17 protein-coding genes and 1 tRNA gene are annotated in these 15,912 nt (G+C 60.4%); 5 read left to right on the plus strand and 13 right to left on the minus strand.

All coding sequences use genetic code 11. The annotated features are described in order from the left end of the window. Window positions 1–764: 764 nt before the first annotated feature. The 4 genes from V8359_RS18520 to V8359_RS18535 all read right to left on the minus strand — a co-directional run bounded on the left by V8359_RS18520 (window position 765) and on the right by V8359_RS18535 (window position 4,475). A tRNA-Arg gene (locus tag V8359_RS18520) sits at window positions 765–841 on the minus strand. Between the two features lie 70 nt (window positions 842–911). Further along, entirely contained in the window at window positions 912–2,303 is a 1,392-nt protein-coding gene (locus V8359_RS18525) for a sensor histidine kinase (protein WP_336430603.1), read from the minus strand. Between the two features lie 18 nt (window positions 2,304–2,321). Then, entirely contained in the window at window positions 2,322–3,740 is a 1,419-nt protein-coding gene (locus tag V8359_RS18530) for a dihydrolipoyl dehydrogenase family protein (RefSeq protein WP_336430604.1), read from the minus strand. A 3-nt stretch (window positions 3,741–3,743) separates the two neighbouring features. Continuing rightward, window positions 3,744–4,475 carry a TVP38/TMEM64 family protein gene (locus V8359_RS18535; protein ID WP_336430606.1) on the minus strand — a complete coding sequence of 244 codons (732 nt, stop codon included), beginning with the start codon at window positions 4,473–4,475 and terminating at the stop codon, window positions 3,744–3,746. Window positions 4,476–4,768: 293 nt separating this feature from the next. On the opposite strand from V8359_RS18535, the gene rpmH reads away from it, so the two are divergent. From rpmH to yidD, 3 genes are read left to right on the plus strand one after another with little or no spacing between them, the layout of a single operon-like run. Beyond that, on the plus strand, window positions 4,769–4,903 hold the full coding sequence (gene rpmH / locus V8359_RS18540; RefSeq protein WP_092371094.1) for a 50S ribosomal protein L34: 135 nt from the start codon (window positions 4,769–4,771) through the stop codon (window positions 4,901–4,903). Between the two features lie 29 nt (window positions 4,904–4,932). Beyond that, window positions 4,933–5,328 carry a ribonuclease P protein component gene (gene rnpA, locus V8359_RS18545; protein WP_336430607.1) on the plus strand — a complete coding sequence of 132 codons (396 nt, stop codon included), beginning with the start codon at window positions 4,933–4,935 and terminating at the stop codon, window positions 5,326–5,328. Next, window positions 5,325–5,543 carry a membrane protein insertion efficiency factor YidD gene (gene yidD / locus V8359_RS18550; protein WP_336430608.1) on the plus strand — a complete coding sequence of 73 codons (219 nt, stop codon included), beginning with the start codon at window positions 5,325–5,327 and terminating at the stop codon, window positions 5,541–5,543. The genes rnpA and yidD overlap by 4 nt, the downstream gene beginning before the upstream one ends. 49 nt (window positions 5,544–5,592) lie before the next feature. Here the strand turns inward: yidD and V8359_RS18555 are convergent, their stop codons facing one another. From V8359_RS18555 to coxB, 9 genes are all read right to left on the minus strand, one after another. After that, window positions 5,593–6,177: a GNAT family N-acetyltransferase gene (locus V8359_RS18555; protein WP_336430609.1), complete on the minus strand. Its 585-nt coding sequence runs from the start codon at window positions 6,175–6,177 to the stop codon at window positions 5,593–5,595. Beyond that, entirely contained in the window at window positions 6,177–7,439 is a 1,263-nt protein-coding gene (locus tag V8359_RS18560; protein ID WP_336430610.1) for a M16 family metallopeptidase, read from the minus strand. Before V8359_RS18560 ends, V8359_RS18555 begins: the two co-directional genes overlap by 1 nt. Then, window positions 7,436–8,824: a threonine synthase gene (gene thrC, locus V8359_RS18565; RefSeq protein ID WP_336430611.1), complete on the minus strand. Its 1,389-nt coding sequence runs from the start codon at window positions 8,822–8,824 to the stop codon at window positions 7,436–7,438. The genes V8359_RS18560 and thrC overlap by 4 nt, the downstream gene beginning before the upstream one ends. Further along, entirely contained in the window at window positions 8,821–9,507 is a 687-nt protein-coding gene (locus tag V8359_RS18570) for an SURF1 family protein (protein ID WP_336430612.1), read from the minus strand. Before V8359_RS18570 ends, thrC begins: the two co-directional genes overlap by 4 nt. Before the next feature lie 110 nt (window positions 9,508–9,617). Further along, complete coding sequence (locus tag V8359_RS18575; RefSeq protein WP_336430613.1) at window positions 9,618–10,418, minus strand: cytochrome c oxidase subunit 3; 801 nt, start codon at window positions 10,416–10,418, stop codon at window positions 9,618–9,620. Between the two features lie 23 nt (window positions 10,419–10,441). Next, window positions 10,442–11,023 carry a cytochrome c oxidase assembly protein gene (locus tag V8359_RS18580; protein ID WP_336430614.1) on the minus strand — a complete coding sequence of 194 codons (582 nt, stop codon included), beginning with the start codon at window positions 11,021–11,023 and terminating at the stop codon, window positions 10,442–10,444. Beyond that, complete coding sequence (locus tag V8359_RS18585; protein ID WP_336430615.1) at window positions 11,023–11,169, minus strand: hypothetical protein; 147 nt, start codon at window positions 11,167–11,169, stop codon at window positions 11,023–11,025. The genes V8359_RS18580 and V8359_RS18585 overlap by 1 nt, the downstream gene beginning before the upstream one ends. 27 nt (window positions 11,170–11,196) lie before the next feature. Beyond that, entirely contained in the window at window positions 11,197–12,144 is a 948-nt protein-coding gene (gene cyoE / locus V8359_RS18590) for a heme o synthase (RefSeq protein ID WP_336430616.1), read from the minus strand. Window positions 12,145–12,230: 86 nt separating this feature from the next. After that, on the minus strand, window positions 12,231–13,124 hold the full coding sequence (gene coxB, locus V8359_RS18595) for a cytochrome c oxidase subunit II (RefSeq protein ID WP_336430617.1): 894 nt from the start codon (window positions 13,122–13,124) through the stop codon (window positions 12,231–12,233). 202 nt (window positions 13,125–13,326) lie between these two features. On the opposite strand from coxB, the gene tldD reads away from it, so the two are divergent. Continuing rightward, window positions 13,327–14,748, plus strand: coding sequence for a metalloprotease TldD (gene tldD, locus V8359_RS18600; protein WP_336430618.1), 1,422 nt, complete (start codon window positions 13,327–13,329; stop codon window positions 14,746–14,748). Window positions 14,749–14,983: 235 nt separating this feature from the next. Further along, on the plus strand, window positions 14,984–15,886 hold the full coding sequence (locus V8359_RS18605) for a DUF2971 domain-containing protein (RefSeq protein ID WP_336430620.1): 903 nt from the start codon (window positions 14,984–14,986) through the stop codon (window positions 15,884–15,886). Window positions 15,887–15,912: the final 26 nt, after the last annotated feature.

Raw genomic sequence — 15,912 nt, forward strand, 5'->3', positions numbered from 1 at the left:
GGGCGAGAACATTTACCGACATGTTCAGCGCTCTCGCGGAAATATGCGACCTCTTCTCCCCGGACGAGTGCTGGAATTACTTCAAGGCTGCCAGATATGTCTCAGGTTAAAAGTCGGATGCTTTAGGGCTGAGAACAGACTTCCAATTCGGATCTGAAAATGGGAGCCGTGGGAAATCACGTATCAATCGGTCTACAGCCCTCTCTGTGAAACTGTTCCGATCGGTGCTGCAACGCGTCGACGCAGGCTCTGGACAAAGCGGCTCAGCTCCAAGCTAAGAAGCACCGGCCGGCATGTCCGCTGTGTGGCGATCCCGTTGCCGTTGAGGAAAAGGTGATCGCTATATATTGCTCATGGCGATGCGCCAACCTTGTCAGCCAACGGCGCAGCAGAGACGCGGCCAAGATAGGCCGAACCTGTAAGCTGTGCGCGGCGCCTATCTCGGTGGAGAAGAAGGTTACAGCGCAGTACTGCAGCACGAAGTGTAAGAAAGGCGCTTGGCAGCGGCAACGGAAGCAAAGGGGAAGGTGAGCGCTGTTACTTGTCCGGCACCTCAAGACCATACTGGCGACATTTATCTATCAAGAACTCAAGCGCCGAATTGATCACGGATTCGACAACACGATACCACCGCTCAGGCACGCGCCTACAGCAAAAGCGCGGATACCCGGAGGATCATTCTGGGAACAAAAGTTGACAACTCACCGGAATAAGTCGTCAAAAACAGTCACAAGTAATTGATTTTACTTAGCGTTTTTTCGCGGTGGCGGACCGAGGAGGATTCGAACCCCCGACCCCCTGATTCGTAGTCAGGTACTCTATCCAGCTGAGCTATCGGTCCGTCAGGCAGGCATCTATCGCCAGTCGGCGGGCAATGCAAGGGGATCGGATCAAGTTTTCTGCTTCGACCCTCACAGCGTTCCAAACGAGCCTTTCGGCAGAGTGATGAGAAAGGTGGTGCCATCGTCGCCGGTGTCACTCAGGGCAAGGTTTCCGCCATGCCCGCGCACGAGATCCGCCGAAATCGAGAGGCCAAGGCCCGTCCCCCCTTTGCGGGCGCCGCCCTGAAACGGCGTGAACAGATGATCGCGCGCCTTTTCGGGAAGGCCCGGCCCGGTGTCGCGCACCCGCAGATACCACGCCTTGTCATCCTCCTCGGCAGTCAGCCAGATATCGCCCTGCCCGCCACTCGCCGATATGGCCTGCCGGGCATTGCGCACAAGGTTCGCAATCACGCGATAAAGCTGTTCGGCATCGGCACGGATGGTCATGCCCTCGGGCACATCGTCGTGGAAGGCGATCCCGCTTTCTTCGCCTACCGCCAACCGCTCGCTGGCCAGCACATCCTCGACGATTTCGGCCAGCGGCACGATGGCGAGCGTGGGCGACGGTTCTTCGGCCTTGCCGAAAGCAAGCGTCGATTCGCATAGATGCACAGCGCGCTTGATCGACCCCACAAGCTTGGGTGCCAGACGCCGCACCGCAGGATCCTCGCTCATCTCGATCCGGTCGGTAAAAAGCTGGGCCGACGTGAGAATGTTGCGCAGGTCGTGGCTCACCTTCGCGACAGCACCGCCAAGCTGCGCAAGCCGCTCTTTCTGCCGCAGCGCATGGGTGAGCTGCGTTTGCAGAACCTGCAACGTCTCCTCGGCCTCGCGCAGCTCGATCACCCCCGCCGATGGCATGATGAACCCGCGGGCGTCCTCGGGGGATTCGGCGTAGGTCTTCATATTGCCGACCACGCGCTTGATCGGCTTCACGAGGAAAATGCGCACCGCGACGAAAAGCATGACCGCGGTGATGATCGAGATGACCGCCGAAAGGACGAGGATTCGCAGCCCGTAGTCGATCATCGCGCTTCGCAGTTCGGCGGTGTCCATGGTGATCTCGATCAGAAGGCCGCCCATGCGCAATGGCTCTCCCATCACACGTATCACCTCGGGCTCGGGCGTCATCAGGCGATTGATCGCGTCCCGGATCAACCCGAGCGCCGTGGTATCGCGCAAGTCGTATGTTCGTGAAATGGGCTCCGGCATGGGCGAATCCAGCATGAGTTGTCGTGCCTCGTCGCGCCTGAGCACGATGTTGAAAACCCCCGCATTGGCCAGCAACTCTTCCTCAAGGTCCGGGCTGATCTCTTCCCCGGCCAATAGCGCCAGAGACGCGATCTGAGACCGCTCCAGCCGCGACAGAAGAAAGTCCTCGCGATAGCGTGCCACGGAAGGCACGAAAATCAGAACCTCGGCCAGCATCACGAAGATGGCTGTAAGGATCAAGAACCGCCCCGAAAGTGAATTGAGCATTCGTGTCCCCCGACGCCTCTAAGGCAGCCATCTCTGAACAAGTCCCACGATGCGCTTTACCATGGAATTTTCAAAGAGTTTTGGAGAAAAATATGCCCCCGCCGCCCGCTTGTTGATTTCGCCGATGGTCGGGTATGGCGCAACCATGTTGGCCACGTGCTTCATCTTGAGCCGGTTCGCGATGACCAATGCCCAGAGGTTGATCAATTCACCCGCCTGATAGCCCGCGATCGACGCGCCGACGGGACGGCCCTTGACCACCATCACCTTGATCAGGCCGGTCGTCTTGCGCTCGGCGATGGCACGGTCATTGTGGCTGTAGTCAAAGCGCGCCACCTCGAGCTTGTCACCATGCGCCTTCCGGGCTTCGGCCTCGGTCAGGCCCACCTGCGCAAGCTCGGGCTGCGTGTAGGTGGCCCACGGGATATGATCGGTGCTTTGCTTGGCCGGAAGCCCGAACAGGGCCGACCGGATCACAAGACCCGCGTGATAGCCTGCCACATGGGTGAATTGCAGGCCGCCCGCCACGTCGCCAATGGCATAAACACTGCGGTTCGTCGTTCTCAGCCCCGCGTCAACCTTGATCCCGCCGCGTGTCGTCTCGATCCCCGCGGCGTCAAGGTTCAACCGTTCGGTATTCGGCTTGCGTCCAACCGCCATGAGAAGATGCGTGCCCTTGAAAACGCGACCGTCCTCGGTGTCGATTTCGATTGCACCTGCCGTGCCGCGCACTTCCTTGGCCATGGCGTCTTCGGCGATCTCGATCCCTTCGTCACGCAGATGCTCAAGAACGATGGCCGCAAGTTCGGGGTCATCCTTACCGAGCGCCTTGGCGCCTTCGATCACCGTCACCTCACAGCCAAGCCGCCGATGCGCCTGAGCCATTTCCATGCCGATGGGGCCGCCCCCCACGATCAGCAGGTGACCGGGTTTATCCCTCAGCTCAAAGAGCGACTCGTTGGTCTCGAACGGCACCGTATCAAGGCCGGGCACAGGCGGCACGAACGGCGAAGACCCCGTTGCGATGACGATACGTCGCGCAGTGATCACATCCTCGCCCGCCCGCACTTCGGTGGCCGAGATGAATTCCCCATAGGCACGGATCACCTTCACACCCAAATCCTCGAACCGCTCTTGGCTGTCCACCGGGGCGATCTGCGCGATGACATCGGCAACATGATCCTTGGCCGCGGCATAATCCGCCTTGGGGTCCACATTCGCCACCCCGAATTTCGCGGCGGTGGTCTGCGCATGCGCCGCCTTTCCACTCGCGATAAGCGCTTTCGAAGGGACGCAGCCATAGTTCAGGCAGTCGCCGCCCATCTCTCCGCCCTCCAGAAGGATCACGTCAGCCCCCATCTGCACCGCGCCCGCCGCGACCGAAAGCCCGCCGGACCCCGCGCCAATGACCAAAAGGTCAGTTTTCAGGTTGGCCATGTTTCAAATCTCCTTGCGGCCACGAACGGCCCTTATGATAATAGGCAGCGCCGCGAGCACGCTGAGACCCAGAAGCGGGCCGATGATCTGCGGTTCCCACAGAAGGCTGAGGTCCGGGCTCTCGCCCCGGTCAAACACCTCGCCCAACCCGACGCCGATCCATGTGAACACGATGGCCCCCGGGATAATGCCGAAAACCGTCGTGATCGCGAAATTACGGAATTTCACCCCCACAAGCGCGGGCAGCAGGTTGGCCACGAAAAACGGCACCGCAGGCACGAGGCGCAGAAGAAACAGCACGCTGATCTCGTTTTCATGCAGGCCTTGCTTGATCTTCTTGATGGTTCCTTCATTCGCCTCCATCTTCGCCGCAAGGGTCTTGCCCAGACCCGCACGCGCCGCCCAGAAGATCGCGAACGCCCCCAGCGACGCGGCCAGCACGTTGAATGTCGTGCCGATCACCAGATCAAAAAGAAACCCGCCCGTGACCGACGCCACCGCCGCCCCCGGGAGCGAAAACGCCACGATCATGAAGTAGATCAGGATAAAGGCCAGCGCCAACAGTAGAAAATGCTCGTTCCGATAGCTCAGAAGCGCCTCACGATTGTCGCGCAGGGTGTCAAAAGTCAGGTAATCACCGAGTGTAAAATATCCAACGATCGCGGCCACAATGATCGCGGTCAGCGGCGCATGGCGCAAAATGCCGTGCCGGGATTTTCGGGGGGCGTCATCCATCTTGTTCTTGGGCCTCGCTTGTTTCGTTTCGCTGCCAACATGCGCGGAGCCCCGCCATAATCATAGCCGGATCACGAGCGCTTGATCCGGGGTGATGTCGCGGAGGCGGATATAGGGTCAATGTTGCGGTGCTTGTAACATCCCCCTGTGTTGAACGTCGGGTATTTGTTGCATTTCCTGCCTTGTCGGGGTTTGACTTGCCAGCGCGCGCCCTCTATAGACCGGGCTTCGAGTTACATGGGCTGTGATCCGCGATTCCCGCCGGGTCCGCCACGACAATCGGAGACGGAGCGATGAAACGCACCTTTCAACCATCGAACCTCGTTCGCAAGCGCCGTCACGGATTCCGTGCGCGCATGGCCACCAAGGCCGGCCGCAAGATCCTGAACTCGCGCCGTGCGCGTGGTCGTAAGTCGCTCAGCGCCTGAGCCTGAGCCGCGTCACAGGTTAGACAGACATGACACCGCCGGAGGCCCCCGCAACGCATACGGGGAACAGCCACCCGGCGGTTTTGTCGTGTCTGGAAACCTTGAAAACGCGCCGCGATTTTCTCGCCGCCGCACGCGGCCTGCGGCATGGGACTTCCTCGATGATGGTCCAGGCCCGCAATCGCCGCGACACCTCCGCCACGATCCGTGTGGGCTTTACCTGCTCCAAGAAGGTCGGCAATGCCGTTGCCCGCAATCGCGCCAAGCGGCGGCTCCGAGAGGCGGCGCGCGCCGTGCTGCCGGTCTCGGGTCGGCCCGGCTGGGATTACGTTCTGATCGGACGCGCCGAGGCGACCGCCACCCGCCCCTTCCAGGCACTCAAGAGCGATCTTGAACACGCCCTTCGAAAGCTGCATACGCGATGACCCCGCTGGCCCATCTCTTGGCTCTACCGATCCGGGGTTACAGACTGGTTTTCTCGCCCTGGGTCGGACATGGCTGCCGGTTTCATCCGACATGTAGCGCCTATGCCCTTGAGGCACTGCGAAAACATGGCGGGCTGCGCGGTGGCTGGCTTACCCTGCGCCGGATCGCACGGTGCCACCCATGGGGCGGCTCTGGCATCGACAACGTGCCCTGACCTGCGCGGGGGCTGCGGCACGGCCCGCCGACATGCGGGCCGCCTCGGCTCAGCCGGCGTAGGTGCGCCCGCGCCGATCCATGCGCAACGCGGCATAAAGCACATGCGTCCGCCAGCGACCATCAATCTGAAGATAACTTTGCGCGACGCCCTCATATTTGAAACCGCATTTCTCCAAAAGCCGCCGCGAGGCGGTGTTCTCCGGCAAACAGGCCGCCTCGATCCGGCTGAGGTCAAGCCGGTTATACGCGTAATGCACCACGGCATCGATCGCTTCGCGCATGTAGCCCTGCCGCGCATGGCTCTGCCCGATCCAGTATCCCAGCGTTCCCGCCTGCGCCGGGCCGCGCCGGATATTGTCCAGCGTGATCGCCCCAAGAAGGGTCTCGTCTTCACGCCGGACAAGGAAAAGCGGCAGGGCCGACCCGTTGCCGATTGATCGCTGCGCCCAGTAGACCCGGCTGGTGAACGACTTGCGGGTAAGGTGATCGCGCGCCCATGCGGGCTCCCATCGACACAGGAAATCGGCGCTGTCCCGGCGCAATCCAGCCCACATGCGGTGGTCGGTCATCATGGGTTGGCGCAGGGTGAGACGTTCGGTCTCGATCCGCACTTTGCGCCGAGGAAGCAGCATTACGCAGCGCGCCTTTCCTGCAACTCCTCCAGGCTTGGCGCATCCTCAACAGGACCGTAAAGCGCCAAGGCGGCAGGGGCGGTCGCGGCAGTCTCCGCTGCGAAGTCGCGCACATCGCCCAGCGTGACGGCGTCGATTCGCGTGATCACCTCTTCCAGATCGGGCACCCGGCCCCAAATCTGCAACATCCGCGCCATCCGCTCTGCACGGTTCGACGGGCTTTCCAGCCCCATCAGAAGGCCCGCCTTCATCTGCGCGCGGGCTCGCTCTATCTCGTCGGGGCGCATGTCGTCTGCGGCGCGCTTGAGTTCATCCACGGTAATCTCGGCAAGCCCGGCCAGCTGATCCGCGGCGGTGCCTGCATAGATCGTCGTCATGCCGGTATCCGAATAGGCGCCGGCCTGCGCGAAAATGGTATAGCAAAGCCCGCGCCGTTCGCGCATCTCCTGAAACAGGCGCGACGACATGCTCCCGCCCAACGCGTTGGCATAAATCTGTGCAGTGTGAATCCGCGGATCGCGATAGTCTGGCCCCTCGATCGCCAGCGCGAAATGCGCCTGTTCAAGCGGTTTGACCACCCGGCTCTCACCGCCTTCGAACCGCGCAGGCATGAGCACACTGCCCTCGCCCCGAGACATATCCGAGAACGTCGCTTCGGCCTGCTTGACAAGCGCGTCGTGATCCACGGCCCCGGCCGCCGCAAGGATCATCTGCTGCGGCTGATACTGCTCGTCCACGAACCGCTCAAGATCTGGCCGGTCGAAGGCGCGCACCCGCTCCTCGGCCCCAAGAATGGTGCGGCCCAACGGGTGATCGGGATAGGCCTTCTCCTGCAACCAGTCAAAGATCACATCGTCCGGCGTATCAAGAGCCTGCCCGATCTCCTGAAGGATCACTCCGCGCTCGACCTCGATCTCATTGGCGTCAAAGACAGGGTTGCGCAGGATATCCGCAACCACGTCCAGCGCGAGCGGCACGTCCTTCTCAAGCACCCGCGCATAATAGGCTGTCACCTCGCGCGTGGTGTAGGCGTTGATATAGCCCCCCACATCCTCGATCGCCTCGGCAATGGCCAGCGCGCTGCGCCGCTTGGTGCCCTTGAAGGCCATATGTTCGAGAAAATGCGCGATGCCGTTCTGCTCGGAGCGTTCATGACGCGCGCCGGCCAGCACCCAGATGCCGATGGCCGCCGATTGCAGGCCCGGCATCTTCTCACTCGCGATACGAAAGCCATTCGGCAGTTCGGTCAGTCTGACGTTCAATTCCCGGTCCGCTTCTTGATGAGGTTTTCGATCTCGGCAAGGTCGTTGCCGACCCGCGTGATCCGCTCTGACCGCTCATACAGGTCCGCCATATGCGGTGGCAAGGGGGGGCGAAGGCCTGTGGCCTCTTCCACGGCATCGGGGAATTTCGCGGGATGCGCGGTGGCAAGCGTGATCATCGGGGTTCCCGGCACGCGCTGTGTATCGGCCACCTTCGTGCCGATCGCCGTATGCGGGCACAAAAGCTCGGCGGCATCGCGCATCTGACGGGCGATTTCACCGCGTGTTTCGTCCTCGTCCACACGCGCACTGTCATAGACCTCCGAAAGGGCCTCGCGCGCGCCCTGACTGACGGTGAACACGCCCGCCTTGAGCTCGTCCATCAACTGCGCCACGGCCTTGCCATCCCGGCCATAGGCCTCGAACAGGGCACGCTCGAAATTGGAACTCACCTGAATATCCATCGACGGGCTGATCGACGGGATCACACCGTCTGGGCGATATTCCCCGCTGCTCAGACAGCGGTGCAGAATGTCGTTCTGGTTCGTCGCCACCACCAGCCGCTCGATGGGAAGGCCCATGGTCCGCGCGATATAGCCCGCGAAAATGTCACCGAAATTGCCCGTCGGGACGGTAAAGCTCACTTTGCGGTGAGGCGCGCCAAGGCTCACGGCCGAAGTGAAGTAATAAACCACCTGCGCCAGAACCCGCGCCCAGTTGATCGAATTCACACCGGCAAGACTGACCGCATCGCGGAACTCGAAATCGTTGAACATATCCTTCACGAGCGCCTGACAATCGTCGAAATGTCCGTCAACGGCCAGCGCGTGAACATTCGCCTCCTCCGGCGTGGACATCTGGCGCCGCTGCACTTCCGATACGCGGCCATGCGGATAGAGGATGAACACATCCACCGCCTCAAGCCCGCGAAAGGCTTCGATGGCGGCGCTGCCCGTGTCGCCACTCGTGGCCCCAACGATACAGACCCGCTTTCCCGATCGCTTGAGCGAAAACTCGAACATCTGCCCGATAAGCTGCATCGCGAAATCCTTGAACGCGAGGGTCGGACCATGGAACAGCTCAAGCAGGAAATGACCCGGCGCAAGCTGCTTGAGCGGCGCACGCGCAGACACGGCGAACCCTTCATAGGTGCGCGCAATAATGCCGCGAAATTCCTCGTCGGTGAATGTGTCGCCGACAAAGGGCCGCATCACCCGAAAGGCGACCTCCTCATAGGGCAGGCCTTCGAACTCCACGATCTCCGCGGCGCTCAGATGCGAGATCGTCTCGGGGAGGTAGAGCCCGCCATCACGCGCGAGCCCGGTCAGCATCGCTTCCTCGAAATTCAAGGCCGGGGCTTGCCCCCTCGTCGAGATATATCTCACGTTTTCTTACCCTCTGCCGGACGCCTCGTGCGCCACAGGAAAAATCCGGTCATCCCGGCCCAAATCGCGGCCAGCGAAAACCAAGTGATCGCATATTCCAAGTGATCGTTCGGAATGCCCGCACTGTCCAGCCTCAGCGGCGTCGCGAACGGGTCTGTTTCCGACGTCTTGCTCGCAATCACCAGAACCGGCCGCGTCTCCAGATGCGCGGCCATGCGCGGCACATCCCGCGCGAACCAGATGCCAGCCTCAAGATCGGGTTCGGGGGTATATCCATCCACCTCATCAGGCCAGTGAAGATTGCCCGTGATACGCACATCGCGCGACGCCTCCGGGCCGCCCTCGGCATCCGTTCGCGCAAATCCCCGGTCGACAAGAATACGACCGGTCTCCGTCTCCATCACCGAAATGTAACGATACCCCGCGCCCACTTGCTTGAGGCTCACCAGAACACGAATGCCCTCACCGGTGAAATCGCCCTCAACCACCACAGGCAAGTATTTATCACTTTCGGGGTCGGGCGCGTCTGGAAGGGTCACGGGCTCGGCGGCGATGCGCGTCTCGATATCGGACAGAATACGGTTCTTCCATTGAAGCCGCTGAACCTGCCAGACCCCGAGGCTCACCAGAATGGCCACCCCGATGATGCCGAACAGCAAAGGAACGATCACATTTCGCCGCATACCCGATCCTCAAACGGAAAATGCGGAGGCCCTCCCCCGCACTTTCTTCTTGCTTTAAATATCCCCGGCGCACCGCCGGAAGAAGTGGCCAAGATTTTTCGTGCGAAAAATCAGCCGCCCCAGATGTAGATCGCGGCGAAAAGGAAGAGCCAGACCACATCGACGAAGTGCCAGTACCACGCCGCCGCCTCAAAGCCCACATGCTTCTCGGGCGAGAAGTGACCACGATAAAGCCGCATCAGGCATACGAAAAGGAAGATCGTGCCGATAACCACATGCGCCCCGTGAAAGCCCGTCGCCATAAAGAAGTTGGCGCCATAGATATTGCCGCTGAAGCCGAAGGCCGCATGGCTATATTCATAGATCTGGAACGCGGTGAACAGGGCGCCCAGCGCGATCGCGATGATCAGGCCCCATTTCATGTCTTCGCGGTTGTTCTCATGAACAAGCGCATGGTGCGCCCACGTCGCCGCCGCACCCGAGCACAAAAGGATCAGCGTGTTGATCAGCGGCAAATGCCAGGGGTCGAAAGTCTCGATCCCGACGGGGGGCCAGACGCCATCAATGCCAGGGCTTTGGTCACCCATGGGATAGAGCGCGTGCTTGAAAAAGCTCCAGAACCATGCCGCAAAGAACATGACCTCGGACATGATGAACATGATGAAGCCATAGCGCAGACCGATCCGGACAACCGGGGTATGGTCGCCCACTCGGCTTTCTTCGACAACATCGGACCACCATCCGAACATGACATAAAGAACGCCCACAAATCCCACGAGGAACATCCAGGGGCCGTTATCGTGGAACCACAGAACCGCCCCGAAAAGCATGACGAAACCCGCGACCGCGCCCAGGAAAGGCCAGACCGAGGGGTTCAGAATGTGGTAGTCGTGATTTTTTTCATGTGCCATTTAGCTATCCCTCGCATGAAGGCTCAGTTCACGTTTTTATCGTTTTTGTCCGTCTGCACAAGGGCCGCCTGGGCCTCGGGCAGGTCGATCTCATAGAAAGTATAGGACAGCGTGATCGTATGCGCGTATTTCGCGTCCCGGTCCGTCACGATCTCGGGGTCCACATAAAAGCTCACCGGCATCTGAACACGCTCTCCGGGCTCAAGCACCTGTTCGGTGAAACAGAAACAGTCGACCTTGACGAAGAAATTGCCAGCCTCGTAAGGCGTCACGTTATAACTCGCTTGTCCCGCGATGGGCCGGTCTGTGGGGTTATAGGCCTCATAGAAGGCCAGCCCGTTTTCACCGATGCGCAGCTCGATCTCACGCGCCACCGGTTTGAACTCCCAGGGCATGCCCCGCGCCTTGCTCGCGTCGAACCTCACCTTGATCGTCTGGTCAAGGATTTCGTCCGATCCGGCATCGGCGGTATTGGTGACACCGCCAAACCCCGTCACCCGGCAGAACCAGTCATAGAAAGGCACCGATGCCCAGGCGAGCCCTCCCATAAGGGCAACGACACCCACAAGGCGCGTGACTGTTTTGGTCTTCGGATCCATGGCCATTATTCATCGCTCCCGATCTTTTCGGAATTCGGAATCTCGAAATTCTCCTGACCTACCTTGGCAATTGTCAGTCCGAAAATCAGTGCGACAAATCCGACCAGCACGAGGCCAAGGCCAAGGTTCCGCCCGAACCGGCGTTTATGCATGTCGTGCTCGCGCGAAAGACCCATCGATTACCAGCCTCCGAAGCCATAAGGCGCCAGCATCGCCTGCGCGAGAATGGCAAGGAAATGACCGAAAAGATAAAAGAGCGAGAGCGCAAACACCCGCTTTTCCGTGCGGTAAGCGTCGGCCTGCGCCATGGTCTCGTCCCGGCGCCAGATATCCCACGCCCCCTTCAGGAACGCGAGGTTAAGCAGCACCGCAACCACGAGGTAGATCGGCCCGCCGATCGATGTGAACCCCAGCGCCAAGGCGACCGGTGTCAGAAGCACCGTGTAGACAAGAATATGCTTTCGCGTCGACTTGCGCCCATGCGTGACGGTCAGCATCGGAACACCGGCGGTTTCGTAGTCCGATTTCATAAAAAGCGCGAGCGCCCAGAAATGCGGCGGCGTCCACATGAAGATCAGCAGAAACATCAGAACCGATTCGGGCGCGATCCCGCCCGTCACCACGGCCCAGCCGATCATCGGCGGAAAGGCTCCGGCCGCTCCACCGATCACGATGTTCTGCGGCGTCCAACGCTTGAGCCACATGGAATAAACCACGACGTAAAAGAAGATGGTAAAGGCCAGCAGCCCCGCCGCCACAAGATTCGCGGCAAGGCCAAGCATGACCACCGATATCCCTGCCAGTGCGATCCCGAAGGCAAACGCCTCGCTCTCGGTGATCCGGCCTGCCGGAATGGGCCGGTTGGCGGTGCGCTTCATCACCCGGTCGATATCGGCATCCCACCACATGTTGAGCGCGCCTGAGGCGCCGCCGCCGACCGCGATGAACAGGATGGCGGCGAATCCAACCACCGGATGCACGCCGCCGGGTGCGGCCACCAGCCCCACGAAGGCGGTGAACACCACGAGAGACATGACACGCGGCTTGAGCAAGGCGAAATAGTCGCCGAACCCGGCGTCATACTCACCCAGCCCCGTTTCGCTGGCATTTAGACTCGCGTCGGTCATCTTAACCCCTGAGAGGCGGGCAGAGCGCCCACCTTACGCTTCTAGTTTACGATGGTAGGGCGGACATCCGGCCCGCCCAGTCTTGGTCACTCGACCGCGGCCACGTTGTAGTCGCGCGGCGTGCCTGCGTATTCCTCGATCGCGCCGTCCAGCCATTGCTCATAGGCGTCCTCGCTCACCACTTTAACGGTGATCGGCATATAGGCGTGATCCTTGCCGCAAAGCTCGGAACACTGACCGAAATACACGCCTTCCTTCTCGGCTTCGAACCAGAGCTGGGCAAGCCGCCCGGGCACCGCGTCTTGCTTCACGCCAAAGGCCGGGATGGTCCAGCTATGGATCACGTCGGCACCGGTGACAGTCATCACAACCGTCTTGCCCACGGGCACGACCACGGCGGTATCGGTGGCCAGCAGGAACTCGTTACGGCTATAGCCGGCCTCCTGAAGCTGTGCTTCCACGTTGTCGTCCAGCACATAGTTGCCGCCGGTTGCGGGCTGACCGATCATGTAGCTGTCGAACGCGAAATCGTGGTCGGTGTATTCATATCCCCAATACCACTGGTATCCCGTGACCTTGATGTTGATCTCGCCTTCCGGGATTTCCTGCTGTTTGAACAGCACGGGAAGCGAGAACGCCCCGATAAAGACAAGGATGATGATCGGAATGATCGTCCATGCGATCTCAACGGGCGAATTGTGGGTGAACTTCGCCGGGTTCGGGTTGGCCCGCCGGTTATAGAGCACGATGCATGCGCCGATCAGCGCCACGACGAAGATCACGATCGCGGTGATGATCACGAGCAGCATCCCGTCAAGCCAATGCAGGTCGCGGGCCAGTTCCGTTCCCGCCGGCTGAAAGCCCATGGCACCGGATTCGGGCGCGCCGATGATTTCAAGATCCTCCCCGACTTGCTGAGCGGCAGCGGGAATGGCGGTCATCGCGGCCAACGCGGCCAGCATCTTGGAGAAAATTCGCATAAATGCACCCTGATCGGTTGTGGCGTATACGGTATCTTCGGGGCTTTTCGGCGGGTCGCGCCGGATTCCCGTTGTTTCAGGCTCGTGTAAAACCATATTCTGACCCGGCAGACAAGAAAGACCATTGCGGCAAACCGACGCTTTTTCTGATCTGGATCAAAAACACCGCGCGTCACACACCCTCCGCGAGCAAGGACAAACCATGAGCCAGACCGCTTTTCGCCCCTTTGAAACCCTTCTCGATCAGGACACCGCCCTGCGGCGGCTTCGCGATGCCACCGATGGGGCCGACGACGGAGAGCTTTTTCTCGAACGTCGCCGCTCCGAGGCGCTGATCTTCGATGACGGGCGCGTCCGCAACGCCAGCTATGACGCCTCCGAAGGGTTCGGCCTGCGCGCCGTGCGCGGCGAGGTGACGGGCTATGCCCATTCCACCGATATTTCCGACGGCGCGCTGGGCCGCGCGGTCGAAACCGCGCGGCTTGCGGTGGGCGATGGCGGCGGCACGCTGGCCGACGCGCCGGCCCGGACCAATAAACACCTCTATACAGATACTGACCCGATCGCCGGCGCGACCTTCCCGGTCAAGCTCGAGACCCTGCGCGAGATTGACGCCTTCGCCCGCGACCTCGATCCGCGCGTGGTGCAGGTCACGGCCTCGATCTCCGCCTCACTGCAAGAGGTGGTGATCTTGCGCCCCGACGGACAGCTTGTCGCCGACACCCGGCCCATGACGCGGGTTCAGGTCTCGGTCATCGTGGATCAGGACGGCCGGCGCGAATCCGGCACTGCGGGCGGCGGTGGCCGCGTCGGGCTCGATGGTCTTCTCGAACCCGCCTCGTGGCAGGACAAGGCACGCGAAGCACTGCGCATCGCCCTCGTCAACCTGCGGGCCGAGGCCGCACCCGCCGGCGTGATGGACGTGGTGCTCGGCCCCGGCTGGCCCGGCATCCTGCTACACGAGGCGATCGGCCACGGGCTCGAGGGCGATTTCAACCGCAAGGGAAGCTCGGCCTTCGCCGGTCTCATGGGCAAGCGGATCGCCGCCCCCGGCGTGACCGTGCTTGATGACGGCACGATCCCCGACCGCCGCGGATCGCTCACCATTGACGACGAAGGCACGCCTTCGGGGCGCAATATGCTGATTGAGGACGGCATTCTCACCGGGTTCATGCAAGACCGCCAGAACGCCCGCCTCATGGGGGTCGAACCCACCGGAAACGGGCGCCGCGAAAGCCATGCACATGCCCCGATGCCGCGCATGACGAACACATACATGATGGGCGGCGATAGCGACCCCGCCGATATCCTCGCCGATCTCGAGGACGGCATCTATGCAGTCGGCTTTGGCGGCGGGCAGGTCGATATCACAAACGGCAAATTCGTCTTCTCCTGCACCGAGGCGTATCGCGTGAAAAACGGCAAGGTCGGCGCGCCGGTGAAAGGGGCGACCCTCATCGGCGACGGCGCCACCGCGCTTCAGCAAATCCGAGGCTTGGGCAACGACATGGCCCTCGATCCGGGTCTTGGAAACTGCGGCAAGGCCGGTCAGTGGGTGCCCGTCGGCGTAGGTCAGCCCACGGTGATGATCGGCGGACTGACGGTCGGGGGGTCTGCGGCGTAGGGGGTGGGGGTGACCAGGTGCAGCAATTAACGCTAACGCCCACGACGCGCAGCGAGCGGGGCTTGCAAAGTTGTGTCCATTTCTCGACAGAGGCAATTCGTGTCAAATGCGGCAAATTCGGGTTCGAGCCCATCGCAGTCATTGATTTTGTCAAAAATTTATCGGAAACTTTGTTTGTTGTCGGCATACTTAACGACGACGGTGCCGCGCGTTTCTCCAAAAGGGAATGCGATATATGACAGATGATAGGCTGTTGTTTCACTACTGCAGCACACAGACTGGATTTGCCATACTCCAGAAACGAGAGTTTAGGCTTTCGGCTCTGTCTTCAGCGAACGATACACTTGAAGGTCGGGTTCTCGGTCGAGTATTTGCCCAGCTTCTTCGCAACACTGACTTGCCGCCGGAACTGGTGGATGTCGCTTCAGTGATCGTGGAAGGATACGCTGACTCAACCGAAGGATTTGCCTTTTGCCTTTCAGAAAAAAGCGACCTTTTGAGTCAATGGCGGTCCTATGGGCGAGACGGTTCGGGAATAGCCATTGGGTTCTCGCCCGATGTCCTTATGACGGACTTTGGTGAGGTTAACTTTGGGGCAAAATTTTATGAGCTGGTCAAAGTAGAGTATGGTGAAGAAGGTTTGCAGAATTCGCTGAAACCAGTTGCAGATGCGGTGGGAGCGGAGTTTGCAAAGTTCGGAGTTTTTGCAAGTCTCAAAGATGGAATGACGAAAGAGCGTGCCTTGTTGCTGCTTGCTGATCGTGAGCAAGCAGCAAGGGTATTCGCCAGCGCGAACGATAACGCATCCGAGCTTCTAGATCGATTATTGAAATCCCTCGCTCCACTTCATTTCCAGATCTACGGAACCAAGTCAGCGCACTTCTATGAGGAATGTGAATGGCGTTTGCTTCGCCATCGACATAAGGTTGCGTTGCCTGACATCGAGTATTTTGCCGATGAACACTCGATTCGACCCTACATCACATCCCTAGTTGCAGACCCAGCTAGGGAAGCGATTGAGGAAGTAATACTTGGCCCCAAAAATCGAACAAGTCTAGAATGGATGCGGGCATTTTTGACATCTGTTGGGTTGCCAAATGTTCGGGTAAGGCGTTCTGCAATCGATAGTTACAGATGATTGCTTCGTATACGAAGCAGCCTTCA

This window comes from Roseovarius sp. E0-M6 (assembly GCF_037083845.1).
GTDB lineage: Bacteria > Pseudomonadota > Alphaproteobacteria > Rhodobacterales > Rhodobacteraceae > Roseovarius.

Excerpts from the sequence above, each read along its gene's own strand:
- V8359_RS18585 (WP_336430615.1), bottom strand. The coding sequence starts at position 11,169 with ATGCATAAACGCCGGTTCGGGCGGAACCTTGGCCTTGGCCTCGTGCTG.
- V8359_RS18580 (WP_336430614.1), bottom strand. The coding sequence starts at position 11,023 with ATGGCCATGGATCCGAAGACCAAAACAGTCACGCGCCTTGTGGGTGTC.
- cyoE (WP_336430616.1), bottom strand. The coding sequence starts at position 12,144 with ATGACCGACGCGAGTCTAAATGCCAGCGAAACGGGGCTGGGTGAGTAT.
- yidD (WP_336430608.1), top strand. The coding sequence starts at position 5,325 with ATGACCCCGCTGGCCCATCTCTTGGCTCTACCGATCCGGGGTTACAGA.
- V8359_RS18605 (WP_336430620.1), top strand. The coding sequence starts at position 14,984 with ATGACAGATGATAGGCTGTTGTTTCACTACTGCAGCACACAGACTGGA.
- rpmH (WP_092371094.1), top strand. The coding sequence starts at position 4,769 with ATGAAACGCACCTTTCAACCATCGAACCTCGTTCGCAAGCGCCGTCAC.
- rnpA (WP_336430607.1), top strand. The coding sequence starts at position 4,933 with ATGACACCGCCGGAGGCCCCCGCAACGCATACGGGGAACAGCCACCCG.
- V8359_RS18525 (WP_336430603.1), bottom strand. The coding sequence starts at position 2,303 with ATGCTCAATTCACTTTCGGGGCGGTTCTTGATCCTTACAGCCATCTTC.
- V8359_RS18535 (WP_336430606.1), bottom strand. The coding sequence starts at position 4,475 with ATGGATGACGCCCCCCGAAAATCCCGGCACGGCATTTTGCGCCATGCG.
- coxB (WP_336430617.1), bottom strand. The coding sequence starts at position 13,124 with ATGCGAATTTTCTCCAAGATGCTGGCCGCGTTGGCCGCGATGACCGCC.
- V8359_RS18575 (WP_336430613.1), bottom strand. The coding sequence starts at position 10,418 with ATGGCACATGAAAAAAATCACGACTACCACATTCTGAACCCCTCGGTC.
- V8359_RS18530 (WP_336430604.1), bottom strand. The coding sequence starts at position 3,740 with ATGGCCAACCTGAAAACTGACCTTTTGGTCATTGGCGCGGGGTCCGGC.
- V8359_RS18570 (WP_336430612.1), bottom strand. The coding sequence starts at position 9,507 with ATGCGGCGAAATGTGATCGTTCCTTTGCTGTTCGGCATCATCGGGGTG.
- tldD (WP_336430618.1), top strand. The coding sequence starts at position 13,327 with ATGAGCCAGACCGCTTTTCGCCCCTTTGAAACCCTTCTCGATCAGGAC.
- V8359_RS18555 (WP_336430609.1), bottom strand. The coding sequence starts at position 6,177 with ATGCTGCTTCCTCGGCGCAAAGTGCGGATCGAGACCGAACGTCTCACC.